Annotated in this window: 24 protein-coding genes and 2 rRNA genes; 3 read left to right on the top strand and 23 right to left on the bottom strand. The window is 45.3% G+C overall.

Going from position 1 to position 24,448, the window contains the following annotated elements:
* Positions 1 to 2: 2 nt before the first annotated feature.
* From G6R11_RS21950 to G6R11_RS19340, 19 genes are all read right to left on the bottom strand, one after another.
* A complete protein-coding gene (locus tag G6R11_RS21950) occupies positions 3 to 467 on the bottom strand; it encodes a prepilin-type N-terminal cleavage/methylation domain-containing protein (RefSeq protein ID WP_163134699.1) in 465 nt (154 codons plus the stop codon).
* A 36-nt stretch (positions 468 to 503) separates the two neighbouring features.
* Positions 504 to 1,121, bottom strand: coding sequence for a Tfp pilus assembly protein FimT/FimU (locus G6R11_RS19420; RefSeq protein WP_163134698.1), 618 nt, complete (start codon positions 1,119 to 1,121; stop codon positions 504 to 506).
* A 58-nt stretch (positions 1,122 to 1,179) separates the two neighbouring features.
* Positions 1,180 to 1,671, bottom strand: a complete 492-nt coding sequence (locus G6R11_RS19415) for a hypothetical protein (protein WP_163134697.1) — start codon at positions 1,669 to 1,671, stop codon at positions 1,180 to 1,182.
* Entirely contained in the window at positions 1,672 to 2,901 is a 1,230-nt protein-coding gene (locus tag G6R11_RS19410; protein WP_163134696.1) for a type II secretion system F family protein, read from the bottom strand.
* Complete coding sequence (locus tag G6R11_RS19405; RefSeq protein ID WP_163134695.1) at positions 2,901 to 4,649, bottom strand: GspE/PulE family protein; 1,749 nt, start codon at positions 4,647 to 4,649, stop codon at positions 2,901 to 2,903. The genes G6R11_RS19410 and G6R11_RS19405 overlap by 1 nt, the downstream gene beginning before the upstream one ends.
* 3 nt (positions 4,650 to 4,652) lie before the next feature.
* Positions 4,653 to 5,849 carry a lipopolysaccharide assembly protein LapB gene (locus G6R11_RS19400; RefSeq protein WP_163134694.1) on the bottom strand — a complete coding sequence of 399 codons (1,197 nt, stop codon included), beginning with the start codon at positions 5,847 to 5,849 and terminating at the stop codon, positions 4,653 to 4,655.
* Entirely contained in the window at positions 5,846 to 6,751 is a 906-nt protein-coding gene (locus G6R11_RS19395; protein WP_163134693.1) for an ExeA family protein, read from the bottom strand. The genes G6R11_RS19400 and G6R11_RS19395 overlap by 4 nt, the downstream gene beginning before the upstream one ends.
* A gap of 10 nt (positions 6,752 to 6,761) precedes the next feature.
* On the bottom strand, positions 6,762 to 8,474 hold the full coding sequence (gene mshL / locus G6R11_RS19390; RefSeq protein ID WP_240352507.1) for a pilus (MSHA type) biogenesis protein MshL: 1,713 nt from the start codon (positions 8,472 to 8,474) through the stop codon (positions 6,762 to 6,764).
* A 3-nt stretch (positions 8,475 to 8,477) separates the two neighbouring features.
* Positions 8,478 to 8,816 (bottom strand): hypothetical protein, encoded by a 339-nt coding sequence (locus G6R11_RS19385; RefSeq protein WP_163134692.1) that lies wholly within the window; start codon positions 8,814 to 8,816, stop codon positions 8,478 to 8,480.
* Positions 8,809 to 9,462, bottom strand: coding sequence for a type II secretion system protein M (locus tag G6R11_RS19380; protein WP_163134691.1), 654 nt, complete (start codon positions 9,460 to 9,462; stop codon positions 8,809 to 8,811). The genes G6R11_RS19385 and G6R11_RS19380 overlap by 8 nt, the downstream gene beginning before the upstream one ends.
* Positions 9,455 to 10,066 carry a PilN domain-containing protein gene (locus G6R11_RS19375; protein WP_163134690.1) on the bottom strand — a complete coding sequence of 204 codons (612 nt, stop codon included), beginning with the start codon at positions 10,064 to 10,066 and terminating at the stop codon, positions 9,455 to 9,457. The genes G6R11_RS19380 and G6R11_RS19375 overlap by 8 nt, the downstream gene beginning before the upstream one ends.
* Positions 10,063 to 10,944 (bottom strand): MSHA biogenesis protein MshI, encoded by an 882-nt coding sequence (locus G6R11_RS19370; protein WP_163134689.1) that lies wholly within the window; start codon positions 10,942 to 10,944, stop codon positions 10,063 to 10,065. The genes G6R11_RS19375 and G6R11_RS19370 overlap by 4 nt, the downstream gene beginning before the upstream one ends.
* Before the next feature lie 191 nt (positions 10,945 to 11,135).
* Positions 11,136 to 13,028, bottom strand: coding sequence for an EAL domain-containing protein (locus G6R11_RS19365; RefSeq protein WP_163134688.1), 1,893 nt, complete (start codon positions 13,026 to 13,028; stop codon positions 11,136 to 11,138).
* Between the two features lie 147 nt (positions 13,029 to 13,175).
* On the bottom strand, positions 13,176 to 13,670 hold the full coding sequence (gene ilvN, locus G6R11_RS19360; RefSeq protein ID WP_163134687.1) for an acetolactate synthase small subunit: 495 nt from the start codon (positions 13,668 to 13,670) through the stop codon (positions 13,176 to 13,178).
* Positions 13,670 to 15,388 carry an acetolactate synthase 3 large subunit gene (locus G6R11_RS19355; RefSeq protein ID WP_163134686.1) on the bottom strand — a complete coding sequence of 573 codons (1,719 nt, stop codon included), beginning with the start codon at positions 15,386 to 15,388 and terminating at the stop codon, positions 13,670 to 13,672. The genes ilvN and G6R11_RS19355 overlap by 1 nt, the downstream gene beginning before the upstream one ends.
* A 283-nt stretch (positions 15,389 to 15,671) precedes the next feature.
* On the bottom strand, positions 15,672 to 15,827 hold the full coding sequence (locus G6R11_RS21735; protein WP_205472948.1) for a hypothetical protein: 156 nt from the start codon (positions 15,825 to 15,827) through the stop codon (positions 15,672 to 15,674).
* 16 nt (positions 15,828 to 15,843) lie between these two features.
* A complete protein-coding gene (locus G6R11_RS19350; RefSeq protein WP_163134685.1) occupies positions 15,844 to 16,950 on the bottom strand; it encodes an MJ1255/VC2487 family glycosyltransferase in 1,107 nt (368 codons plus the stop codon).
* Between the two features lie 12 nt (positions 16,951 to 16,962).
* The gene (locus G6R11_RS21915) at positions 16,963 to 17,451 is read right to left on the bottom strand and encodes a phosphatase PAP2 family protein (protein ID WP_163134684.1); all 489 of its coding nucleotides are present in this window, start codon (positions 17,449 to 17,451) and stop codon (positions 16,963 to 16,965) included.
* A 190-nt stretch (positions 17,452 to 17,641) separates the two neighbouring features.
* Positions 17,642 to 18,298, bottom strand: a complete 657-nt coding sequence (locus G6R11_RS19340; protein WP_163134683.1) for an NAD(P)H-binding protein — start codon at positions 18,296 to 18,298, stop codon at positions 17,642 to 17,644.
* A 177-nt stretch (positions 18,299 to 18,475) separates the two neighbouring features.
* Between G6R11_RS19340 and leuA the strand changes: the two genes are divergently transcribed.
* Positions 18,476 to 20,050, top strand: coding sequence for a 2-isopropylmalate synthase (gene leuA / locus G6R11_RS19335; protein ID WP_163134682.1), 1,575 nt, complete (start codon positions 18,476 to 18,478; stop codon positions 20,048 to 20,050).
* Between the two features lie 22 nt (positions 20,051 to 20,072).
* The gene (locus G6R11_RS19330) at positions 20,073 to 21,035 is read left to right on the top strand and encodes a hypothetical protein (RefSeq protein ID WP_163134681.1); all 963 of its coding nucleotides are present in this window, start codon (positions 20,073 to 20,075) and stop codon (positions 21,033 to 21,035) included.
* Here G6R11_RS19330 and G6R11_RS19325 read toward each other — a convergent pair.
* Positions 21,019 to 21,297 (bottom strand): PilZ domain-containing protein, encoded by a 279-nt coding sequence (locus G6R11_RS19325; protein ID WP_152780694.1) that lies wholly within the window; start codon positions 21,295 to 21,297, stop codon positions 21,019 to 21,021. The genes G6R11_RS19330 and G6R11_RS19325 overlap by 17 nt on opposite strands.
* A 10-nt stretch (positions 21,298 to 21,307) precedes the next feature.
* Positions 21,308 to 22,693 carry a PhoH family protein gene (locus G6R11_RS19320; protein ID WP_163134680.1) on the bottom strand — a complete coding sequence of 462 codons (1,386 nt, stop codon included), beginning with the start codon at positions 22,691 to 22,693 and terminating at the stop codon, positions 21,308 to 21,310.
* A gap of 222 nt (positions 22,694 to 22,915) precedes the next feature.
* Between G6R11_RS19320 and G6R11_RS19315 the strand changes: the two genes are divergently transcribed.
* Positions 22,916 to 23,410 (top strand): hypothetical protein, encoded by a 495-nt coding sequence (locus G6R11_RS19315; protein ID WP_163134679.1) that lies wholly within the window; start codon positions 22,916 to 22,918, stop codon positions 23,408 to 23,410.
* A 233-nt stretch (positions 23,411 to 23,643) separates the two neighbouring features.
* Here the strand turns inward: G6R11_RS19315 and rrf are convergent.
* Positions 23,644 to 23,759, bottom strand: a 5S ribosomal RNA gene (rrf, locus tag G6R11_RS19310).
* 110 nt (positions 23,760 to 23,869) lie between these two features.
* Positions 23,870 to 24,448: ribosomal RNA gene (locus G6R11_RS19305) — 23S ribosomal RNA — on the bottom strand; the annotation flags it as partial.

The following is a 24,448-nucleotide window of genomic DNA, read 5'->3' as shown; positions in this document are numbered from 1 at the left end:
GATTAACAGCCAGTTTTATCAACAACGTAAGTTGGTAGTTGGTTGTTATCTGTACCAGTTGCCTGATTATATGTAACTGTACAGGCCGAGCCTGAAGCAGCAGAGCTTGGGCGGAAAACGATGTTAGAATTTAAAGAAACTGTAGCATCCCAGTCACTAGCGTTGGCATCTACCCAGTTCAAGTAATCAGTATTAGCTTGTGGGTAACCAAAAACGGTTGAAATTGTAGTACCGGCATCTGACACTGAATCAGAAGGTTGGCGCTCAACACCAGCAATAGCAGCTTTGCTATATACTAAGTTTGCACCGCCTTTCAGCGCTGCCTCTAAACCACTTAAGGTTGAAGCACGAGCATCAGTTTGTAAGTTTAAGAACTTAGGTGCTGCCGTTACTGCCAAAATACCTAGGATGATAATCACAATCACCAATTCGATTAGCGTAAAGCCTTGCTGTTTAATTGCCTTCATTTCTATATCCTTAGAAAATTATTGATTTATAAATCGTTAGTTAGGAATGTTAGTAAAAACCCGCCCAGCGGCTGGTTGATACGTGAAATTGTTATAGGAACCTTCATCGTTACCAGGGTCAACGTAGGAACCGTCACTGTTTTTAGCCAAAGAGTTTACTTGATAGAAAATACATCGCGTTTCCTCTGCGGCTCCTGTTACCGTGGTGTAATACTTGAAATAATCACCTTGGTTAGCCACCTCCGAGAAGGTAGCCGTAGCGCGGGCAGGATTTTGTAAAATTGCGTCCCACACTTTCAAGCACTTTTCTCCGGATAGCGTTCCGGGGTCCACGTCCTCATCATCGCTGGTCATTGGATAACCAGGAGCAACACTGCCGTTGCTAATTTGCGCTGCAGTAGGCGTGGTTAAATAGACTTTTTGAGTATCGTAAATTACAGCATTTTTGCCATTTTCACTGGGGCGACCTTCTGCCTCCCACTGTGCTCGAGCTAAAGACACGCCAGTGGCAAAGCCGCCTGCTACGCCCTCTAAGCTCGCGACTTTAGCTTCTTCTGTAACATCTAAAAAACGCGGCAAGGCGGTAGCGGCTAAAATGCCCAAAATAACAATTACAATCACCAACTCAATCAGCGAGAAACCGGCTTGTCTCATTGTAGATCTTGATACCCTAGAAATTGTTGTCACTGTTAGACTACCTCTTAAATCGGCTTTACAGCCATTCCTTTGTCATCAAACCTTGTTGCGGGTCATATATCAGTATGGCCACATCAGCAAATTCATAATGGCACTGCTGGTTTTTATAGGCCGCTATTACTGCATTACCTTGCCCACTTAACTCAGCGCCAACCATGTCACGCCATAAACCTTGGCATTGTTGGGCTGATGCAACCTTTGGCCAACCCGCTTGGCTCATCGCTAAGCGTATTACCTCTAATGGCTTTTGCTCACCCGTTAACGCATCACGCTGGTATAAATTAACCTCCAGCTGTTCAGGGCGAAATCTCGCAATCCATAAGCCGTGAACTTGCGCGAGCTGCCTCACCCAAGTTTGAGTATATTCCTCTACAACTTGCCGCTCCGCCTGAGCAATTGTCCTAATAAAGCTAATTAAAAGCAATAATACAACTAATAGAACTATGCAGAATGTCACAAGCCAACTAAAGCGTGAGCGATTGTTATCCAATAACTCATGCTGGTTCACCTAGCCACCCCTTACCGCGCTCATCATGTCCCACATAGGCGTAAAGATACCAAGCGCAAGGATAAGCACCATACCTGCGACCACCGTAATCAAGATTGGTTCAATACGTGCGGTTAAGCTCTTTAAATCATAGTCTACTTCACGCTCATAAAACTCGGCCGCTTCGGTAAGCAATTCATCAACTTGCCCGGTTTCTTCGCCTACCGAGATCATCTGTAGCACTAAAGGTGTAAATAACTCACTGGAAATCGCATTACGAAGCAAGCTTTCACCCCGCTCAATACCACGGCGCATCTCTACAATCCTCTCAGCCATGAACGCATTATCTACCGCGCTGGCCACCAAAGATAAGGCCTGGTTAAGCGGTACCCCTGCCCCCACCATCATCGCAAAACTGCGTGAAAAACGAGCCAGCAAAGAGCGTTCTATCACCGAGCCTACAACCGGTAGGCGCAATCGCGTTTTGTCCCACAGCATTCGGCCTTTTGGCGTAGACAAATACCAGCGCACCAAAAACACCGAGCCTATACACAACACCAACAACAGCGGCCAATAGTTAACAAAAAAGTTGGAGGTACCAATTAGTATCCGAGTAGCCAACGGGAGCTCCACGTTAAAGCGGCCAAAAATTTCGGCAAACTGTGGGATTACAAAAATATTTAAAATCACCATGGCGATAACAATCGCTAAAATCACAAATGTCGGATAACGCATCGCCGTTTTGATTCGCTTACGGGTATCCATTTCTAGCTCAAGGTACTGAGATAGCTGCAAAAATGCTTGTTCTAGCTGACCTGTGTTTTCACCCACATGAACAATGCTCACAAACAACTGAGAAAATACTTTAGGGTACTCCGCCATCGCAGTAGATAAGGTTCGCCCGCTACTCAAAGCATCTGATACACCCGCCAGAGAGCGGCGCAACAACTTACTGTGAGCAGTTTCAGCTAAGCCATTAATGGCACGCATTATTGGAATACCAGCCTTAGTGAGTGAATACATTTGCCGAGTAAACACCACTAACTCATCAAGCTTTATTCGCCCTTCCCACAAAGTACTTACATCTAAAGAACCTAAGCTTTCGCCTTTGCTTTTACCTTCAGCAATCTTAATGGGAGTAAGACCACGGCGCAGCAAGCTTTCTGCCGCCGCATTTTGATTGGCAGCTTCAATGTCACCATTGATCAGGCGACCAGTGCTATCGCGAACTTGATAGCGAAAAAAAGCCATTATTGAGACTCATCCTGTTCGGCAGTAACACTGCCATAAACGTCAATCTCTTCTACCAATCGCAGTACCTCTTCAATCGCAGTTACCCCTTGCTTGGCATAATCTAAAGCGGCTAAGGACAAAGGCCGATAATTTTTCGAGGCTTTAGCCGCTTTGGAGAACTCATCTGGATCGTCGCGACGTAAACCTTCCATCATTGCGTCATTAAGCTCTAACATCTCAAACACACCAATACGGCCTTTGTAGCCGGTGTAGTTGCAGCTTTGACAACCATGGCCCTTGTAAAAAACTTGCTGGCTTAAATCTTCATTACTGATGTGCTCTAGCCATACCTTTTCTTCGAGCGAGCTACTATGTTCTTGTTTACAGTTTTCGCATAGTCGGCGCACCAATCGCTGGGCGATGACCGCTCTTAAGGAACTTGCAACTAAGTAACCCGCAGCTCCCATGTCTATTAAACGTAAGGCGCTGGTAATAGCATCGTTAGTGTGCAAAGTGGTTAAAACTAAGTGACCCGTTAATGCGCCTCGCAAACCAATTTCCACAGTTTCTTGGTCACGCATCTCCCCCACCAGCAAAATGTCGGGGTCTTGACGCAAAGTAGTACGTAAAATATTGGAGAAATCGAGGCCAATTTTGGTATTTACTTGTACTTGGTTGATACGTGGCAGTCGATATTCAACCGGATCTTCCACGGTAATAATTTTTGACTCTGGCTGATTCAACTCACTTAATGAGCCATACAAGGTAGTGGTTTTACCGCTACCGGTTGGGCCGGTAACTACAATCATTCCATGCGGGCGATGCAGTTGGCGGCGAAAGCGCTCCATAATGTCAGCAGGCATACCGGTTTGCTCTAGCGACAATATGCCTGCCGATTGGTCTAACAAACGCATTACTACCGACTCACCCGCTTGAATAGGCATGGTAGATAAACGCACGTCGATGGAGTGTCCACGGACTTTAATGTTGAAACGGCCATCTTGGGGTAAGCGCTTTTCAGAGATGTCTAAGCCAGACATTAGTTTTAAGCGCAGCACCATGGCAGAGGCAATCTGCACCTCATTAAGCACGCTTTCTTGCAACACGCCGTCTACCCGTTGGCGTATACGCAGTACATTTTCGTCGGGTTCAATATGAATATCAGACGCGCCTACTTGCACTGCATCTTCAAACAGCGACTGAAGCAGCTTAACAACGGTGGTTTCATTACTCTCATCGTCAGCGGTGGCTAGGCCAATGTCGAATTCATCGCTACTGGCGTATTCTTCTTTCAGTTCTTGAGCAAAACCTTCAATCTCTCGGGTTCTGCGGTAAAAACGGTCGAAGGCTTCGACAACCTGCGACTCTCTAGCCACCACATATTTAAGCTGATGTGGGGCTAACAGCGATGCCAAGGTATCAATTGCCGATAGATCAGCTGGGTCAGAAATGGCTACGGTTAGCACGTCGCCATCTTTATGAATAACGATAGCGCGCAAGCGGCGAGCGTGTACTTCGCCCAACAATACCACTGCATTTGCATCTACTGAGATTTGCGCTAAATCGACAAAAGGAATGCCAAGCTGGCGAGCCAAAAACTCTAGCAATTGAACTTCGGCAATTACCCCTAACTCAATTAAGGTTGCACCTAGCTTTCGCCCGGATTGCTTTTGCTGCGCTAAGGCGCTCATCAAATCGGCTTCACTGATCACCTGCTCACTAACCAGCAAGTCACCCAAGCGCATTCGTAGTTTTGGCTGTGCCATTGTTTATTGCTCCAACTGTCGAATGCGATTAACAACAAAATCGCGAGAATTACTAGAAAGCTGCCCCATGAGTTCGGCTTGCTGATACGCAGCTAAGGCTTCTTGATAACTACCAAGCTTATCGTTGGCAATGGCGTAACCCAGCCACCAGCGAGCTCGAGAAGGTTCATGTTGCACTAATTTTTGATAGCTAGTTAAGGCCAGTTCTTGTTTGTCTAAGCGCTGGGCTAAACCCGCTAACATCGCGTAATAATCTACATTGCCGGTTATGCTAGGTTCGGCACTTTCTAAATAGTAAATAGCCTGAGGCAGGTTGTCTTGTTGCACAAAAATTCGCGCTAGCATCACCCTAAACGAGCCGCGCGTTGGGCTTAGTTGTAAGCCTTCTTCAAGCAAGTCAACGGCAGCGCGCAATTCGCCACGACCAAACATAAGCGCGGCAAGTTGTTCTCGAACTTCATGTGCTTGATGATCAAGCTGCAAGGCTTTTTGGAACTCCTTGCGAGCTTCATCCGGTAGGTTTTTATCTAAAGCCTCAAAACCACGGCGAGTATATAAGGCCACTTGCTGCTCGCGGGTAAGCTTTAAAGGTTTAATCTCTAGTGTTGAGTCTTGCTCGGCTTGGGGCTTTTCTTGTTTTTTGGCAGATGGCTGTTTAGCCTTAGCCTGCTCGACTTTTTTTGGTTCTGGAGTTGTGGCCTTTACAGGCTCTTTTACTTCAGGCTCGGTAGTAACTTGAGTTGTCGTTTCTGCCGCTACTGGTTCTGCTTTAGGCTTCGTTACAGCTATTGCAGGCTGAACGGCCTGCTTATTCGGGTCGACTTCAAGGATAGTTTGTTCAGATACACTGGCATCTTCACTAGGCAAAGTTTGCGGGGTAGCTGCCTGGCTAATTGGCTCGGCCAGCTCAACATCAATGGCTTCTGCCACTGCTTGCAGCTGTTCTGTTTCCGGTGAAATGGCCAATGGATTAGCATTTTGAGTGGTTTCGGCAACCACTTCTACATCGCTGCCTACTTCAATATTTTTAAAATAGCGCAGTGCTAACCAAGCCGAAATGGCTAAAGCAATTAATACCAAGGCCATCAGAACATAGGCTCTAGCACTTTTGCCGCTATCTTCAACTAGGGGAGACATGCTTTGCGGATTACTATTTTGCCGCTTGTCCAAATCTTTAAGCATCTGGTTGATTACGCTCATAGTGACAAGCTCCACCATGCGGCTGCGGCCACTGCAACACAAGCGCTAGCGGCAAGCACTAACCAGCTTGTTTGGCTTTGTGGCCTTACTGCATCTTCTGTATCAGCCACTGCTTGCTTGACCATCTTCACACTAACCTGTTGAGCGCCCTGACCATAACAAAGCATTAATACTTTATGGGCGAGTATATTAATTAAACGAGGGATCCCGCGGCTAGCGCGAGTGAGCATTTTTAAGGAAGCAGCAGTAAACAATGGGCCACCTCTGTAACCGCTTAAGTGCAAACGATGCTGAATGTAGCTGGCTACTTCATCCTTTTCTAAAGCGCGTAAGCGATAGGAAAAAGTAATACGCTGGCGTAGTTGTCTAAGCTGCTGAGTAGCTAATCGCTCATCCAGTTCAGGTTGGCCAAATAACACCACGTGCAATAACTTGCGTTGCTCGGTTTCTAAATTTCCTAACAGGCGAATCACTTCTAGGGCTTCATCACTTAAAGCTTGGGCTTCATCAATCAGCAGCACTACCGGGCGCTGCTGGGTGGCGAGTTCAATTAAGTGGTGATGAATGCTTTCTAATAAACTATGAGAAGAAGCACTGGCTTCAACTTGCAGACCGAGCTCGCTAGCTAAAGCTGCATGAATTTGCTCTGCCGATAAGCAGGGATTTGGCAAATACGCAAACTGGTAATCGTCGGCCATTTCGTTAAGTAACTTGCGACATAGCAAGGTTTTACCGGTGCCCACCTCACCACTCACTTTTATGAAGCCTTCACCTGACTTAAGTGCCGTTTGCAATACTTGAATCGCTTCATCATGAGGCAACAAGGCTTGGTACAAGCCAGTATTTGGCGTTAAACCAAATGGAGCTTGTGAAAGGCCAAAATGTTCGAGATATACCGCCACCAATGTCCGCCTAGTTATCTTCTGGATACCAAGTGTTTAACAACTCTTGTGATTTTTGCAGCTCGTTTTGCCAAGTGTCCTGGGTAACCACTGTTGGTTGAATCAAAATCACTAACTCGGTTTTTTGATTAGATACGGCGCGGTTGGTGAACAACTCACCCAAACCCGGAATAGAACCGATGAACGGCACTTTAGAGACGATTTCTTCCTGCTTAGAGCTCATCAGGCCGCCAATCACCACCACATCACCAGAGCTGGCTTTAATCACTGTGTCGGTTTCACGAATGTCACTTTGCGCCAATGGCAAATCTAAACTGTCGGCATCACTACCAAAGCTAATAACTTTTCGCTGCTCTTTCACATCGGTAACCGAAGGGTGCACGTGCAATAAAACTTCACCTTGGTCATTAATTTGCGGGGTAACATCTAAGGCAACCCCAGAGAAGAACGGCGTAAGCTCTACACTTGGGTTGGTAACTGGGTTAGTACCGGTGATCGTGGTATTGGATACGTCGGTAACAAAATACTCGTCGGTACCTACTTTTATCACCGCTTTTTGGTTGTTAGATGCGGTAATTCGCGGACTAGACAGTACGTTCACATCACCCTGTGTTTGTAACAGTTTAACCACCGCTTGAAAATTCCCGTCGGTAACGGTTAACGCACCGCCGCCGCCCAATACACTGCTAATTGCATCGCCTGGAATTTGCGACACACTGTTAAACAATACTTCGGTTGAACCAAATACGTCACCTGCGTTGGTCCAATCAATACCTTGTTGATAGCCATCACTCAAGGTTACTTCAATAATTTTGGCCTCTAACACCACTTGGCGTTGCAGGTTCTTCTCAGATTTACTTAAGAAGGTTTTAATTGTACGAATTTCGTCTGGGAAGGCGCGCACGGTCACTAAGCCGGCTTGCGGGCTAACCACCACCATACGCCCGTCGTTAGCATAAGAAGTATCATTGCCGCGATCACGACGCATGTTAATGCCAATCATGCCGCGCAGGGTTTCTTCTAATTCATACCAAAAGCGAGTTTCTGTGGCAGACTCAATTTTAGTGCCGTTAAAGCTATCACTACGATTAGAGCTACGGTTATTATTGTTGTTATTCGAATAATTGTTAGACGAGTTATTGTTTGATGAGTTATTCGAATTATTGTTGCTCGAGCTATTGTTGTCGCTATCACTGCCAGTGATACCGCCAGAGTTAATCCGCGTACGGGTGTAACCGTAACGCTCTAACATTAGGTAGTTTAATGGAATGGTTTCGATACGCATGCCAGCCGGGTAAACGTGCAAGATTTTGCCGCGACGTTTAATGTCATAACCATACATATCAGCCACTACATCAATGGCTTCTTTTAGCGTCACTTCTTTAAGCTTTAAGGTGATGTGGCCTTCCACACCTGGGTGTAAAGCAACACTAAGAGGTGAGCCTTTTACAAGGGCAGGGAAAAACGCTTTAGCATCAACGTTGCGAGCATTTACATCAAAACGATGTTCAACTTGTAATAAATTACCGGGCTGCAAAGCCAATTCAGGCATCAGCTCTGCTTCAACTTCTGCAGGAAGCTCAGGAGCGCCAATGGCATTGTCCGTTGGTACTTGCGCCTCGGAAATCGCTTGCTTAGCTTCTACAGGATCGGGGCGATTAGTGCTTTGACAAGCACTCACCAATACCACCATACAACCTATAAAAATCCGTTTGATATACATGTATTACTGCCCCTGCACAGTGATGCGTTTTACCGACACCTTGTCCAATTTGATTTTATATTGCTTACCCGCTCGGGCTAACACCACATAATCTTGGTGAAGCCGGCTTAAAGTAAAGCCGGAAATATTTTGATTTACCGCCACAAAGCGTTGATTAAGAATAGCGCCTGGTTGCTCACCACCTACAATAATGGCCTGTAAACTCGGCAAAGCTGCTCGCTTGGTGGTGTTATTATGCGTTCTGCTGTTTGGTGGCGCAGTAGGATCGCTCAATGAGCTAGCGTAACCATTGCTGGTCATTAGCAAACACCCAAGCAATACCCAAAAAAACGATTTAGCCACTAATAAAATCCTTATTGGTACTTAAGGTATATATATCGATAGTGATATCAGCTTTTGGATACTCGTCTACCTGATAATCAATTAACTGCCACAAGAATCGCTGCGGTAACTCTTCAACAATCTGCAAATACTTTAATAGTGGGAAATAGCCGCCAGTCAGCTTTAAACGAATCCCATGACGATAGAAGTTCAAACTATCGGGGCTACTTTCTTCAACGCTTAGCACTGGCTTTGGCGCTAAGGAATCCATGGAGGCTAATACCAAACCAGGACTTTTTTGTAATAACTGCTCCAGCACTTCAGCCATTTGCTCAACCGGAATCAAACCTGCTTGCTGTTGCTCTAAAGACTCATCAATTTGCGCCAACTGCGTTTTTAATTGTTTTAACTGTCGGCTGATATCCTGATTTGGATCTTCGCGTAACTTGTTTTTACTAAACTCGATAAGACTTATATTTTCGTTGTACTTAGCATTTGCTTGTACCAGCTCTTTTTCTGCTCGCGCTTGCTTTAAGCTTGCAGGCTCTATCCACAGGTAATAGCTAGGGAGCACAACAATCACCAATCCGGTAATCAGAATAAGTACCCGCTCACGCAGGCTTAAAGCAGCAAATCGTAACTGCCATTGTTGCCATTGTTCACTCACTGGCACCTCCCAGCATAAGCTCGTTATGACTAGAACCACTTAAGCTAAAGTGCAATTGTTGTTGCTCATCGCGATAAATTTTTAAACCAGCAAACTGCTGCTGCGACAAATCGGGATAGTGTTTAAATTGCTTCAGCCATTTGGGCACGGCATCGCTGCTGGTAGATTGCCCTGCCAAGGCCATTTTGCCTCGCTGAATACTAATTTGGGTTAGCCAAATCTGCTGGTCTTGAATGGATGCCAAGGCAGATAATGATGAAGAGAAGCCGGTATTCGCATAGCCTTGACCTTGCAAGCGTTGCTCAAGCAAGCGTTTTAGTTTCAACTCTTGTTCAGCTAAGCCCAGTTGTTGTTGCAGTTTAGGGTCTACCGCGCGTTGCTCTATCGCAGCTTTTAGCTGAGTAAGCTGCTGTTCTTGCGAGTTAACTAGTTTACGTTGGGCGGCCGCCTTAACCACCGCTGAACTGGTTTGTTGCTGCTGCCAAAAGCCCCACGCTAAGGCAATCACACCAAGCACTAACCATAGACCTACAGCTTGCCTTAAGGAGCCACGCTCTGGTTTGGGCCTGAATTCTTCGGTATAGAGGTTAATCCGTGTTTTCACGACAGCACCCCGTCTTGTAAGCCAGCAAGTGCAGGGATTTTATAATACTGGTCGCTAGACTCGATTGTCGACATATCCAAAAGCGCAACGTTAGGCGTCAGGTTTTGCTGTAATTGCTGGGCTATTTCATCGCAAAAACGGCTAGGAATAGCCAATTGAATATGACTTACATCGGGCAATTTTAAAGTGGCACTAATGTAGTCGATAGAACGCTGTAGTTCTAAACTTAAGCTGTCGAAGAAGGTTTGGGTAAACTCAATCTCCTGCATTTGACCTAAGCCAGAAAATGCCCGCAGTTGTCGAGAAAAGCAAACTTGCCCTTGGCGCACAACTATTAGCTCTAAGTCTCCACCTTTAGGCTGCCAAAGTAACATTTGGCAGCGGTCATTAATTTCCAACAGATTAACCGCAGCCAATGTTTCGATGGTAATGCCTTCAAGCTGAATATCTTGCTGCTGCGCTATTTGCACTAACTGTTGGATAATTTGTTTACGTACACAAACAACATTTAGCTTTTCGCTGGCCATGGGTGTGGTAGGAGCTTGGTAATAATCAATAGCTAAATCGGGGATTTGTTCTGCGACCATATCTTTGATGGTCCAAGGTACTGCACCTGCGAGTTCTTCATCTGGAACACTGGGCTTTTCTACCTGAAATTGCTGGTAATGTTGGCTACCCAATACAAATACAATTTGATGGTCACTAGATAGTTGGGCTTCCTTACACAAACTAGCAAAAGCAGCAGGCCATTGTTCAATAGAATCAATAGCTTGCTCAAAGGTTTGCTCATTTTGATTAGCCAAAACCAAAAAATCAGGGCGCAAATAAGCACTACAACGAGTTTTTGCGGTATTCCTACGCCAAAACGCTAAGCCCATCCAATCATTATCCTTTGATGATATCCATCTCATACACTAGTCGACCAGTGTAAACTTTTCTTTTATTTTTTAAAGCATTGGCCGACAAATATGTGCTAATTCTCAAGATTAAAAGCGGTATATCTAGTAACTGTAGAATAGCCATACAAATACCACACTTAATCATCAAATAAATATAAGCGAAGTGTGAGTTAAATGGGCTCTGGTTTACTGAATAAAAAGCCTTGTGCGTGATGCACCCCTAAACGCTGTAAAACTCGCCATTCTTCATTACGCTCAACGCCTACCGCCATTACTTGCACCCGACCAGCGCAACTGGCCACCAGGGAACTCACAGCTAGCTGGTTAACCTGGCGCACTTGAATATCTCTCACCAAGCTGGTGTGCAGCTTCAAATATTCCAACTTAAGTTCGCTAATGTACTGAGTACTCACAACACGTTGGCCAGCGCGTTCCACCGCCAGCTTAATGCCTTTTTTATTTAACGCTTTTAAGCGCAACATCTCGGTATCGTTAAGTTGCGATAGCTGTGTTTCTGGAAACTCTAATACCAGCTTTTGGCATTCTTTAAATGGAACAGAGAATACCCATTGTAATAGGTCACGCATTACCGACTGCTTAATCACTGTCGCTATGTTTAAGTTAATACTAATTGGCTGGCGCGAGTACTTAACCTGTTGCATCGCAAATTTTAAAGCGTGTTTGTCAAAATCGGCCTGCAGACCACTTTTCTCAGCCCAAGGCAAAAAGACCCCGGCGTTAATCACTTCACCTTGGTAATCAGTGATACGGGCCAGTAGTTCCTTGTAACAAACTCGGCCGTCTTCATCGAAAACTTCCTGTTGGTAGTAGTGCAGAGCATCATTGCTAAGAACATGCTGCAATAAAGTTCGCCAGCGCACCGAACCTTTACCGGTTTGGCTTGAACTTAGCTCGCGAGGGATCGCATACCAACCATTATGGCGCTGCATTTGCGCGACTCTCAAAGCATCTTCAGCCTGTTCGATAACCAGTTGAGCATTGTCACCATATTCGTAGCCAGCAATACCGATGTAGAAGAAGTCGTCGGCCTCGGCCACTTCCGGCAAGGGAATCCGCTCAAGTAATTTAAGGAGGCCTGCTGCGGTATCCTCTGCTTCATCCAAGGTTGATAGTGGCAGTAGCAAGGCAAACGCATCGCCACTATAGCGCGCTAAATTCACATCAATATTACGGCGGGTATACTGCTTTAAAGCTTCTGAGCTTTGCTGCAAAATGGCATCGCCTTCGTTACGTGCATATTGGTAGTTAACATCGTCCATGCCACGCAGGTAAACCAATAGAACAGCACCGGTATGCGCATCCGCATCACCAATTTCGGCTTCCAGCTGGTTTAAAAAGTGAGTCCGATTAGAAAGCTGGGTAAGCTCATCCACAAAAGCATTGTTGCGGATAATACAGTCAAATCGGCTGCGCTCTTGGCGAGCTTCAATAAGTTGGGTGATCAACTGCTCAATGGCTTTGCTGGCGGCATTGGGCCACTCTTTGGGGCTGCCTTGCTGCACATCTCGTAGTCGACCAGCCAGAATTTGATTGCCGCGAGTTTGCAATAACTCTGCACCATGCATAATGCTTTTCATCCAGCGAAATACGGCAATTAGCCCCAGTGCCACGATCAATACACCACCACCGATACCAAGCATTGCTTCAGGTTCATAGGTGAGCTGTTTAAAGGGTCGTTCTACCCAAATTTGAATGAAAAAATCAGGATGAGCCGCTAATGGGTAGCGATAAGGAATAAGATTTTTACTGCTGCCGGTGTAATTGAGCTCACGAAAGGTATAAATAACCCCACCGCGATTAGAGACTTCTAACACTTGAATATTGTGCGCGCGTAACCAGCTAGGTAGCCATTGGGCGAACTCGGGCGTTTCCGGTTGAACACTTAACTGGCCATCGATTACTTCAACTACTGAACGCAACTGATGTTGTTGCTGATTAAATGCCAACTGACGGAAGGTAAGCGCGCCCCCAAGCAATACCAATAGCACGGCACCCACTACGCAGCTAATGGTAAATACTATGATCCGACTGGAAAATTTCATTAAGGGTGTTCCTCACCTTCAAGCACTTAGTCGCACCATCCTTTGGTATGACCATCGCTTGAGTATATCAGTAAATTGCAAATAGCTTGGTAATCACAAACAAAAAGACCAGCCGAGGCTGGTCTTTAACTCATAAGTGACCAGATATTATGGTCGCAGCATTCTCTCGCCACGGCTCATGCCACACACACCACTGCGCACAACTTCTAAAATCTCAGTTGACTGAGATAGCGTCTTTAAGCAGGCATCTAGCTTGGCGCTGTCACCACTTAACTGCATCACGTACATGCTTGGTGTAACGTCGACGATTTGACCGCGAAAAATGTCACAAGTTCGCATCACTTCTTCACGGGTAGCACCCGCTGCACGCACTTTAACCAACATAATTTCACGCTCTACGTGCTCAGCTTCGGTGAGTTCCGACACTTTTAGCACATCGACTAGCTTATTCAGCTGCTTAGTGATTTGCTCGATGGTGTTTTCATCACCAAAAGTACAAATCGTCATACGTGACAAAGTTGGGTCTTCAGTGGTTGATACAGTTAGTGAATCAATGTTGAAACCACGCTGCGAAAACAATCCGGTAACGCGAGACAAAGCGCCGGCTTCGTTTTCTAATAATACTGAAATAATTCGGCGCATTATGTTCTCTCCGTTTTGCTTAACCACATATCTTTCATCGACTCGGTTTTAATCTGCATTGGGTAAACATGCTCTTCAGGATCAACCATGATATCCATAAATACCACGCGATCTTTCATCGAGAAGGCTTTCTCCATGGCTTCGTCTAACTCATCAGGATGATTAACCTGCATACCAACATGGCCATAAGCCTCTGCTAGTTTGACAAAGTCAGGCACCGAATCCATGTAAGAGTGTGATTGACGGCCATCGTAGAACATTTTCTGCCACTGCTTAACCATGCCCAGCGAGCGGTTGTTTAGCGACACTATCACTACCGGCACGTTGTATTGCAAACATGTGGAAAGCTCTTGAATGTTCATTTGAATCGAGCCATCGCCGGTTACACAAGCAACGGTTGCGTCTGGGTAGGCAAATTTCACCCCCATAGCTGCTGGGAAACCAAAGCCCATGGTGCCTAGGCCACCAGAGTTAATCCAGCGACGCGGCTTATCAAAGGGGTAATACAAGGCCGCAAACATTTGGTGCTGACCTACATCAGAGGTTACGTAAGCATCACCTTTGGTAGCGCGATACATAGATTCAATCACCTGCTGAGGTTTAATTAAGGTATCGCTTTTGGCGTAGTTTAAGCACTCACGGCTGCGCCATTCTTCAACTTGTGCCCACCAATCTTTAAGACTATCGGCATTGCTTTTAGCGCCAGTTTCTTTAATGCATTCGAGCATTTGATCGAGAACCGAATCAACCGAACCAACAATAGGAATGTCTGCGCGAATCGTTTTCGAAATAGACGTTGGGTCGATGTCGATATGCAAAATAGTGGCATTAGGACAGAACTTTTTCACGTTGTTGGTTACGCGATCATCAAAGCGCGCACCTACTGCAAATATAACGTCTGCACTGTGCATCGACATATTAGCTTCGTAGGTACCATGCATACCCAACATGCCCACAAAGCGTGAGTCTGTAGAGGGAAACGCCCCTAAACCCATTAAGGTTGAAGTAACCGGCATGTTGAATAATTCAACTAGCTTGCTAATTTGCTCGCCAGCTTCAGCCATAATTGCGCCGCCACCAATGTATAACACCGGCTTTTCCGCTTCGGCTAGGGCTTTAACGGCTTTCTTAATCTGCCCTTTGTGGCCCGTTAGCGTTGGGTTGTAAGAACGCATGCTAACTGACTTTGGATACTCATAAGGGAACTTAAGCAGAGGATTTTGAACATCTTTAGGCAAGTCGATAACTACCGGACCAGGACGACCTGTAGATGCTATGTAATAGGCTTTTTTGATGGCCGCAGGGATTTCTTCGGCCTTTTTAACTAAAAAGCTATGTTTTACTACGGGGCGCGAAACGCCGATCATGTCGGTTTCTTGGAAGGCATCTTGACCAATCAAGCCAGTGGGTACCTGACCCGATAGCACTACCAAGGGAACTGAGTCCATGTAAGCTGTAGCAATACCAGTAATGGTATTTGTAGCGCCAGGTCCTGAGGTAACAAGTACTGTACCTACTTCGCCAGTTGCTCGTGCATAACCATCGGCCATGTGCACAGCAGCTTGCTCGTGCCTAACCAAGACATGCTCGATATCGCTACTATCAAACAATGCATCGTATACATCTAATACTGAGCCACCAGGGTAGCCAAAAATGTGTTTAACACCCTGATCTTGCAAACAGCGGACGACCATTTCGGCGCCGGATAACTTCTCCATGTTCAAGCCTCCAGGCTTAATTTATTGTAATTGTGGGGATAACTCTATTATGTTGCGGGAAATGGGACTTAATATCCTGTCTTCCAAGGCTAGCACTTTAACGTTTCTTGCCCCCCAGCGTCTACGCTTTTGTCTTCTCTTTCTATTCTTTTCAGCAGCTAATCATATAAAACTGCTCAAGCTTCTGGCAGCCACTTAAGGTTTATCTTCTAAGCAAGGCACAAAAAACCGGATGATAAACAAGTTAACACCCGGTGATTCAGCACTACCATAAAGCACTTAACTACTTAATAGTATCATGCTCTTCTGTTAGCCAAATTTGCTGTTCAGGATCCGAATCTTCACTCAAGGAGATACTTACTCCCATGTCGTATAGTTCTGCTATGGTCATGTTGTTTGCTAACTCCATCACCTCACCGTCTTCATTAGTAAAACGCATGTTCCCTCCTAATCGTTTACCCAGACACTTTTATTTTAGTCAAGGATTCAGCACTTACCGTGCTATCGCTCATGATATTGGCCATCAACAATTGGCTAGCTGCGGGGTAACTCACCTGTTGCCACATACTTCGCGCCATGGCATCTAAATCTTGCCAAGTATTGTTGCGAATATGCCCGGCCAGCAATTCGGCTACATCTGGATAATACACCGGCTCGCTCTGATCTAACTGTAGCCACGAATCTAAGATGTAAGGCTCTAAGCTTTCGGCAATATGCGCCAGCCCTAGGCTTTGCAAGGTATAGGCATTGGTGACTTGCTCAAACTGGCCAAACAGTGGCTTCACCAATAACTTTTTACCGGCAGCCATGGCTTCTGAAGGTAATTCAAAACCGGCGTTACAAAACACTCCCGCACAGCTACGCAGGATCTCCAGAAAATTTTCTCGATGAATAGGCTGTAGTTCCAAGTTTTCATCAATGGCAGCTTGCTTAATCTCTGGATGAAAACAAACAAACTGATGGCCAGTAAAGCGGGTTAGCAAGGGGCGAATTTGCTCTAGAGACTCAAAAGGCAAATACACCAAAATTTTGCCGTTGTTGCTTAGCTCATCCAGCTTTTCAACTAAAGGGGGCACAATAGTTTGTTTAAAGTCGCACCAGTGAACCCCTAGGTTATGTTCACATGGTGCAAAATTGCGCACTAATAATCGATTCCATAAACCCATCTCTTTAGTGGGAATGTCATGGAGAAACGCTGCTTGGTGAGAGATAGAGATACTAGTTAACCCCTGCTTTTTAGCCGCCCAAGCGCTCACTGGTTCAAAGTCATTAATCAGTAGGTCGTAGCCAGACAAATCGAGTTCGGCAATATCTTTACGAAACTGTTTTAAAGAAAGATCCTTGAAAGTCGCCCATTTATCTACTTTACCGCCCTGGTGATGAAAACTAATTCCCTTAAGGCTTTTATATTCACCAAACTCTTCAACTTTGGGCGCTTGACCAACTCGCCCAGACATTAATACATCTACGTCGATGCCTTGCTTTTTTAAGGCACTACATAGCAAACGAGCCCGTGTAATGTGGCCGTTTCCTGTTCCTTGTACACCATAAAGAATTCGCATTATTGGGCTTACCTAATTTATACCGTAAACAATTAACAAACCTAAGCTTGCACCCGCGATAACGTCGCTAATAAAGTGCACCCCAAGCAATACTCGAGAGCAGGCCACTAGGCTGGCCCAAGTAAAGGCAACGCCCGCCCAAGAAGGAAAAATTTGAGCAATGCTGCCAGCCATAACAAAGGCACCAGCACTATGGCCGGAGGGGAAACTAAATCGGTCGGAAGGGCGAATAAACACCGGCAAAGCTTGTGGCCGGTCGCGTCGGAATATTTGCTTAAGCAGCAAATAACACATCAGCTCGATAACAAATGCAGGTAAGGCTAGGCTCCAAAACGCACCTGCGAACGGGGTAAAGGCAATAATTCCACCAAACAATGCATAGTAGTAACCATCGCCTGAGTGCGATACCACTCTGGCTAGGCGGGCCACCTGCGCATTAAAGCGGTGTCCCAAACAAGTTGCTGAAATTGCATAATCCCACTGGCTCAATCGTTGTAACATACCAAGCTCCTTCTCGTGCTTTTCCACAGACTGGATAAAATGCTTTACCGAGAAATGAAACTAATTTTACAAATCCATGACAAAGACCAGCTTGGTGACAAATAACACAAGTAGAACTGGGTGTTTTCACTGCAGAAATAAAATAGGGCGAAGCCTTTTAATAAGGCTAGCTGGAGAGTTTTTTTTTGACTTAGCCAGCTTTAAAAAGCGCTTCTCCTCGAATAACTAGACTCGCTTCAGTCGGCGGTTTGTTAGCGTAGCGGAGCATGGTTGCAGCTAATTGGGCTGCCTCAATACCGCGCCAGCGCTGCAAAGGTGACCAGCTAGCGGCGAATATAGGTTGCATCGCTGCCACCACTTGCTCGGAGAAGCGCGCCTGTTTGCGCCCTCCTAATAATGGTCCTGGGCGAAACATCATTAGATGTTTAAAACCAAGACAAGCTAGCTGGTTTTCTAACTGCCCTTTTATGCGCAAGTAATGGGAAGGAGACTTGGCATTAGCGAACAAAGAGGAGATAAGTAAACAATCTTCAACTTGATTGCGTCTAGCATAATTGGCAAAACCTAGCGGCAGATCTAAATCAATCGCCCGCATAGCAGCTTTACTTCCAGCCTGGCTGAGCGTGGTACCAATGCAGATAAATAAGCTGGCACCTTGAATAAGCTGCTGCCAGTCTTCTATGTTGGCAAAATCAACAATATGTTCTTCCAGTTTAGCGGCCTGCAAGCCAGTGCGTTTACGGCCAAACACCCGCACTTTAAGCCAACTTTCATCTGCTAAAAGTTGCTCTAACAAGGCGCTTCCTACTAAGCCAGTAGCACCAATGACAACGGCCGTTTTACTCAATATTTTTCTCCTCATTTATGGTTTATTTTTAGCACTGCATTTGCTGTTAGCCAGTTTGCCGAGAGCTTGTTAAACTAGCCGAAAACTTGTGCACAGTATGGCCTAAAATAATAATAAGCCTAATCGTAAACTTGTGCAGTGAAGCAAACACAAATAACAATAGACAAGGATTAATGAATGTCTGACCTAGTCAAGATTTTTGATACCACCCTACGCGACGGTGAACAAGCGCTGGCGGCCAGTTTAACAGTAAAAGAAAAGCTGCAAATTGCCTTTGCCTTAGAGCGTTTAGGTGTAGACATTATGGAAGTGGGTTTCCCTATTTCGTCTCCAGGTGATTTTGACTCGGTGCAAACCATCGCTCGAGAAATCAAGGACTCAACGGTTTGTGCACTATCACGCGCCTTGCCCAAAGATATTGACGTAGCAGCCGAAGCCTTAAAAGTGGCTGATGCTTTTCGTATTCATACCTTTATTTCCACCTCAACCGTGCACGTTGAAAGCAAACTAAAGCGTAGTTTTGATGACGTGCTTGAGATGGCGGTAAATGCGGTAAAACACGCGCGCAATTACACCAATGACGTTGAATTTTCTTGTGAAGATGCCGGTCGAACTCCAATTGATAATTTATGCCGTATGGTTGAGGCCGCGATTAAAGCCGGTGCAACTACCGTAAACATTCCAGATACCGTGGGCTATACCGTACCTAGCGAGTTTGGCGGCATTATCTCAACCCTATTCAACCGCGTACCTAATATTGACCAAGCAGTAATATCAGTTCACTGCCACGACGACCTAGGTTTATCGGTAGCCAACTCTATTTCTGCGGTGCAACAGGGCGCACGCCAAATTGAATGTACCTTGAACGGGATTGGTGAGCGCGCGGGCAACTGCTCGCTAGAAGAAGTGGCGATGATCATCAATACCCGCAAAGACCAGCTTGGCGGCTTAACAACTAATGTTAAATCGCAGGAAATTTACCGTGCTAGCCAGTTAGTAAGCCACTTGTGCAATATGCCAGTGCAAGCTAACAAAGCCATTGTGGGCAGCAACGCCTTTTCTCATTCTTCAGGTATTCACCAAGATGGCATGCTGAAGAACGAAAATACCTACGAGATCATGACGCCCGAGAGCATAGGTTTAAACAAAAACAGCTTAAACCTTACCTCACGCTCAGGTCGCCACGTGATCAAGCATCGTATGCAAGAGCTAGGCTATAGCGAAGATGACTACAAGTTAGATGAGTTATACGCAAGCTTCCTAGAGTTGGCCGACCGCAAAGGGCAGGTTTTTGACTACGACCTGGAAGCACTGGTGTTCTTCAACAACTTGCAGGATGAGTCAGAACATTACCGCTTGGAATACTTAAGCGCACAAAGCGGCTCAGATGTTGTTTCCACCGCCACTGTTAAGCTAATTGCTGGCGAGCAAACCATACTAGAAGCATCTACCGGCAACGGACCTATTGATGCAGCCTACCGCTGTTTGCGCAAAATTACCGGTTACGATATCAAGATTGATGATTACACCATCGAGGCAGCCGGTGGCGGCACCGCTACCGCCGAGAAAACTGATATTAAAGACGCTCTAGGTAAAGCCGATATTGTGGCGAATTATCAGGGCCGTAAATACCACGGTATGGGTTTGGCAACCGACATTGTTGAAGCATCAGCCAAAGCTTTTGTTCACGTGCTTAATCATATTCATCGCGCCGAGCAAGTGGCCAAACAAAAGCAATCTAAATTAGGCTAGCGTGTAAACAACCGGAGTCATCATGAAAAGATTATTACTGTGCTTTATCATGATCTCCGGTTGCCTTTCATTGTCCGCCCAAGCGGAACAGCTTCGCTTTGAAAGAAATGGCGGGAATTACAATTACCTTTGGAAAGACTCGAAAAACAATACTCAGGCGCTTAGTTTTAGCCTATTAAACTACCCCCATAAACTCACCAAATTTACTCAATATCGCCCCGAGCAAGCTCAGCAATATGTTCTAACTAAGCTCAAGCCTAGCCTGAGAAAAATAGACCCTAAGCAAGCTAAAGTGAGCTTCAATACTCAACATGGGCAGCTAAGTTACCAACTGCAAGGAAATGACCAAGCGTTTATTCAAGAGCTATCAGAAAAGCTCAGTAAAGAAGTTGAACAGCATTATCAAGACTACTTAACTAAACACTATTTTATAGAAAAACAAGCGGCCGATGGCGCGATGGGAATAATGCCAGACCATAACAGGCTAGCCCAAGAAAGCGCCGAGTACTTGTTTAGCTGGCTTAATAACAGTTTGAATCAACTCGATGAGCAAGCTAAGCAACGGCAAGTAAGCAACTACCTGCTAAATTTTGTTCAATCCATCCCTTACAGTGAATTACGTTCGAGGGATCGTTTGCGGGGAGCAGGCTTTCTCACGCCTATTCAGGTCATTAGAAATAACGTCGGTGATTGTGACAGCAAAACCACCTTGCTAGCCAGTGCCTTGAAGACTCTTTATCCGCGCTTAGATGTGGCCATTGTATATGTGCCTAATCATGCTCTACTTGCAGTAAGCATGGCACCAAAAGCGGGCGATGAAACGGTTACGATAAAGGGGAAGCAGTATGTGTTGTTAGAGCCTACAGGACCAGCCTTGTTCGAGCTTGGAAAAGTGGCAAAAGAAAGCGCCCAGTACATTCATTCAGGTTTATATACCTATCAACAAATGGACTGGGTTCCACCAGAATTTAAGAGAGAGAAGTAAACTCTACTGCGTAGTCAATGTCGCCGTCTCCGGCACAACGAACAACTTTACCTTTAGCGCTAAAAGGCGCAACACCTTCACCACTCAAGGCCACTTCAACTTCATCGCCAATCGCGAGCTTTACGTCTTTAACACTAATGCCCATACCAGTTGCACTTAAGTCTTTGCATAAACCAGCATAACGCTGTTGACCCACAACAATTCGCAACTCTGCATTAATTAGCATACGGTGAAATGCACGCTTGTTTGCTTCTCCAATCATGTTCTACCTTCTATAATTTTTCTTCTGCAAATGAGGCTAAACGGCTCCTTACCACCCCATTTAAATACACATTTGCACTGCCATCAAAATCTTTAAAACGCTCTACTATATAAGTTAAGCCAGAGGTAACGGCCGACAAGTAATTACTGTCAATTTGCGCTAAGTTACCACAGCATACCAATTTGGTTCCTTCACCGCAGCGAGTAATAATGGTTTTAAGCTGGGAAGCTGTTAAATTTTGACATTCATCTAAAAACACAAATGCGTTCTGAATACTGCGCCCACGCATAAAGTTTACCGATTTAAACTGAATATTGGCTTTCTCCATAATGTAATTCATAGAGCCAGACATCGATTCATCGTGTTTGTGTAACACTTCTAAAGTATCGGTAATAGCGGCCAACCAAGGGGCCATTTTTTCTTCTTCGGTTCCTGGTAAAAAGCCAATAGATTCAGCGATTTCAGGGGTATTTCTAGTAACAATAATTTTGTCGTAAATACCTTTTTCCACCACCATCTCCAGTGCTGCAGCCATAGCAAGTAAAGTTTTACCACAACCTGCTGGGCCGGTAAGAATCACCAAGTCAATATTAGGATCGAGCAGTGCATCAAAGGCCATACCTTGATAGATGTTTTTTGGATGAACTCCCCAAGCATGTTTCGCCATCAAGCGCTCATAACCTAAGTCGAGCAACTCTACATTTTGTTCGTCCTTTTTTACCACTCGCGCCGCAAAGCTTTCGGTATCATCGATGATGTATTGGTTCACATAACAAGGGCCGAGGATTTCTGCATCAATAACATGGTGGGTATCGCGACCTTCAGAGCTACTCTCACACTCTTTTACTCTTCCCCAAAAGCTACCTTCTAACTCAGTAAAGCCTTTTGCTAACAAACGAATATCGTCTATTAATTGGTCGGTGCGGTAATCTTCAACACGCTCTAGCCCAGCTCCTTTTGCTTTTAAGCGCATATTAATGTCTTTAGTCACCAGCACTACCTGACGAGACGCATGTTTTTCTTGCAGATGAATTGCTGCGTTGATAATCCGATTATCAGGTTCATCTGCGGTGAAGTTTTGCTGGTTCTTTTCTAGTGTATGATCCGCGAAGATGGATAACTTACCACTTACTTGATTATCAGCATCATTCTTCAGCTCTACACCATTAACAATCTGCTCAGGTGAAGCTGAAGCAAACACGTCTTCTAAGGAACGGATCGCGACTCTTGCATCCCTACTTACATCTTTTTGCCTGTCCTTAATTCTGTCTAATTCTTCTAGGACGGTCATTGGAATAACGACGTCATGTTCTTGAAAAGAGTATATTGCGAGGGGTTCGTGCAGCAGCACGTTAGTGTCGAGTATGAACAGTTTACTTGGAGCGTTATTTTCCATATTTGCCCTCCATAGGCCAACAGGCGATGTGAGAAGTATTGCAAACGTTCAATCTCAGGCTAATTCATCCAGATCGGCATTACAAACTTTTCATCTAATAGAGATGTTGACTGCTCAGATTTCAAACAACTGAGTCTTTTGTCACGATTTGGTAATAACGACTAATCTTCATTTAATCAGCGATGGTATATTTAAAGCACGTTAACTCATGGACAATCTAATTTGGATCAGGCTCAACAAGCACAATACGACTCCTTAACTACGGGAAAAATGCTATCAGCTCTATTTTGTATCATCATAGGCATAGTAATGCTTATGTCTAAAGATGAAGCAATAAGCTATTTAGCGATAGAATCTAATCTTGAAAGCACAACAGGAAAGATAGACCACTTAGATAGCCATAAGCACGGTGTCGATATCAGAGTAAGTTATATTTTCGCAACAACTAGCGGCGATGAAATTAAAGGAGAAAGCAAAATCCTAAAAACCGGCGCCATTTCATACATCCAAGGTGATGAGGTGAATATCGTATACTCTACGTGGTTTCCAACATTTAACGAAGCAGTCACCGCTCATGGTCAAAATCAGGGAAATGTTTACATTTTTCTATTTAGTCTTCTAGGGATAGTTACCAGTGGTTTCCACTTCTTCAAATGTTCACTCATCCAATTAAAAATCACACGGGAATCTGATCTCCAGCGGTACCAAAAAAGTTAGCTTTTTGTCTTCAAAGCGATTTTGATTTAATGCTTTTCTAAGTATCAAAAGGCTAATTTGCGTTCAACTAGTGTACCTGTATTGCTTAACCCTAGCTGTAACGTCTTACACTTTATGGTGCCAAGCGTCCTACAGCTAAATCCGCATTTTAACAATGCTAAATAAACATTGGAGAGTACAAAACCGCAGGCAATAAAAAAGCCCTCGTCATAAGACGAGGGCTTAGTATGAGAGCCTGGCAGTGACCTACTTTCACATGGGGAAACCCCACACTATCATCGGCGCAGTTGCGTTTCACTTCTGAGTTCGGCATGGAATCAGGTGGGTCCACAACGCTATTGCCACCAGGCAAAAACTGTTGTCTTTAACATTCGAAAAAGCTGAAACATCTCATGAGTACTAACAAGTATTCATGGTTTCTAAATAAGGTATCTATAAGCAACACCCTTTAGGTGTTGTATGGTTAAGCCTCACGGGTAATTAGTACAAGTTAGCTCAATGCCTCACAGCACTTACACACCTTGCCTATCAACGTTGTAGTCTCCAACGGCCCTTCAGAGGACTTAAAGTCCTAGTGAGAATTAATCTCGAGGCCTGCTTCCCGCTTAGATGCTTTCAGCGGTTATCAGTTCCGAACGTAGCTACTGGGCAATGCTATTGGCATAACAACCCAAACACCAGCGGTTCGTCCACTCCGGTCCTCTCGTACTAGGAGCAGCTCCCCTCAATTCTCAAACGCCCACGGCAGATAGGGACCGAACTGTCTCACGACGTTCTAAACCCAGCTCGCGTACCACTTTAAATGGCGAACAGCCATACCCTTGGGACCGACTTCAGCCCCAGGATGTGATGAGCCGACATCGAGGTGCCAAACACCGCCGTCGATATGAACTCTTGGGCGGTATCAGCCTGTTATCCCCGGAGTACCTTTTATCCGTTGAGCGATGGCCCTTCCATACAGAACCACCGGATCACTATGACCTACTTTCGTACCTGCTCGACGTGTCTGTCTCGCAGTTAAGCTGGCTTATGCCATTG

Source organism: Agarivorans sp. Alg241-V36 (assembly GCF_900537085.1).
In the GTDB taxonomy this organism is placed as follows: domain Bacteria; phylum Pseudomonadota; class Gammaproteobacteria; order Enterobacterales; family Celerinatantimonadaceae; genus Agarivorans.
The sequence above is the reverse complement of the archived record's forward strand: the minus strand, read 5'-3'. Positions and strand labels throughout refer to the sequence as shown.

Coding starts and splice junctions, on each gene's coding strand:
- G6R11_RS21950 (WP_163134699.1), bottom strand. CDS start 467: ATGAAGGCAATTAAACAGCAAGGCTTTACGCTAATCGAATTGGTGATT.
- G6R11_RS19420 (WP_163134698.1), bottom strand. CDS start 1,121: ATGAGACAAGCCGGTTTCTCGCTGATTGAGTTGGTGATTGTAATTGTT.
- G6R11_RS19410 (WP_163134696.1), bottom strand. CDS start 2,901: ATGGCTTTTTTTCGCTATCAAGTTCGCGATAGCACTGGTCGCCTGATC.
- G6R11_RS19405 (WP_163134695.1), bottom strand. CDS start 4,649: ATGGCACAGCCAAAACTACGAATGCGCTTGGGTGACTTGCTGGTTAGT.
- G6R11_RS19400 (WP_163134694.1), bottom strand. CDS start 5,849: ATGAGCGTAATCAACCAGATGCTTAAAGATTTGGACAAGCGGCAAAAT.
- mshL (WP_240352507.1), bottom strand. CDS start 8,474: ATGTATATCAAACGGATTTTTATAGGTTGTATGGTGGTATTGGTGAGT.
- G6R11_RS19370 (WP_163134689.1), bottom strand. CDS start 10,944: ATGGGCTTAGCGTTTTGGCGTAGGAATACCGCAAAAACTCGTTGTAGT.
- G6R11_RS19365 (WP_163134688.1), bottom strand. CDS start 13,028: ATGAAATTTTCCAGTCGGATCATAGTATTTACCATTAGCTGCGTAGTG.
- ilvN (WP_163134687.1), bottom strand. CDS start 13,670: ATGCGCCGAATTATTTCAGTATTATTAGAAAACGAAGCCGGCGCTTTG.
- G6R11_RS19355 (WP_163134686.1), bottom strand. CDS start 15,388: ATGGAGAAGTTATCCGGCGCCGAAATGGTCGTCCGCTGTTTGCAAGAT.
- G6R11_RS21735 (WP_205472948.1), bottom strand. CDS start 15,827: ATGCGTTTTACTAATGAAGACGGTGAGGTGATGGAGTTAGCAAACAAC.
- G6R11_RS19350 (WP_163134685.1), bottom strand. CDS start 16,950: ATGCGAATTCTTTATGGTGTACAAGGAACAGGAAACGGCCACATTACA.
- G6R11_RS21915 (WP_163134684.1), bottom strand. CDS start 17,451: ATGTTACAACGATTGAGCCAGTGGGATTATGCAATTTCAGCAACTTGT.
- leuA (WP_163134682.1), top strand. CDS start 18,476: ATGTCTGACCTAGTCAAGATTTTTGATACCACCCTACGCGACGGTGAA.
- G6R11_RS19330 (WP_163134681.1), top strand. CDS start 20,073: ATGAAAAGATTATTACTGTGCTTTATCATGATCTCCGGTTGCCTTTCA.
- G6R11_RS19325 (WP_152780694.1), bottom strand. CDS start 21,297: ATGATTGGAGAAGCAAACAAGCGTGCATTTCACCGTATGCTAATTAAT.
- G6R11_RS19320 (WP_163134680.1), bottom strand. CDS start 22,693: ATGGAAAATAACGCTCCAAGTAAACTGTTCATACTCGACACTAACGTG.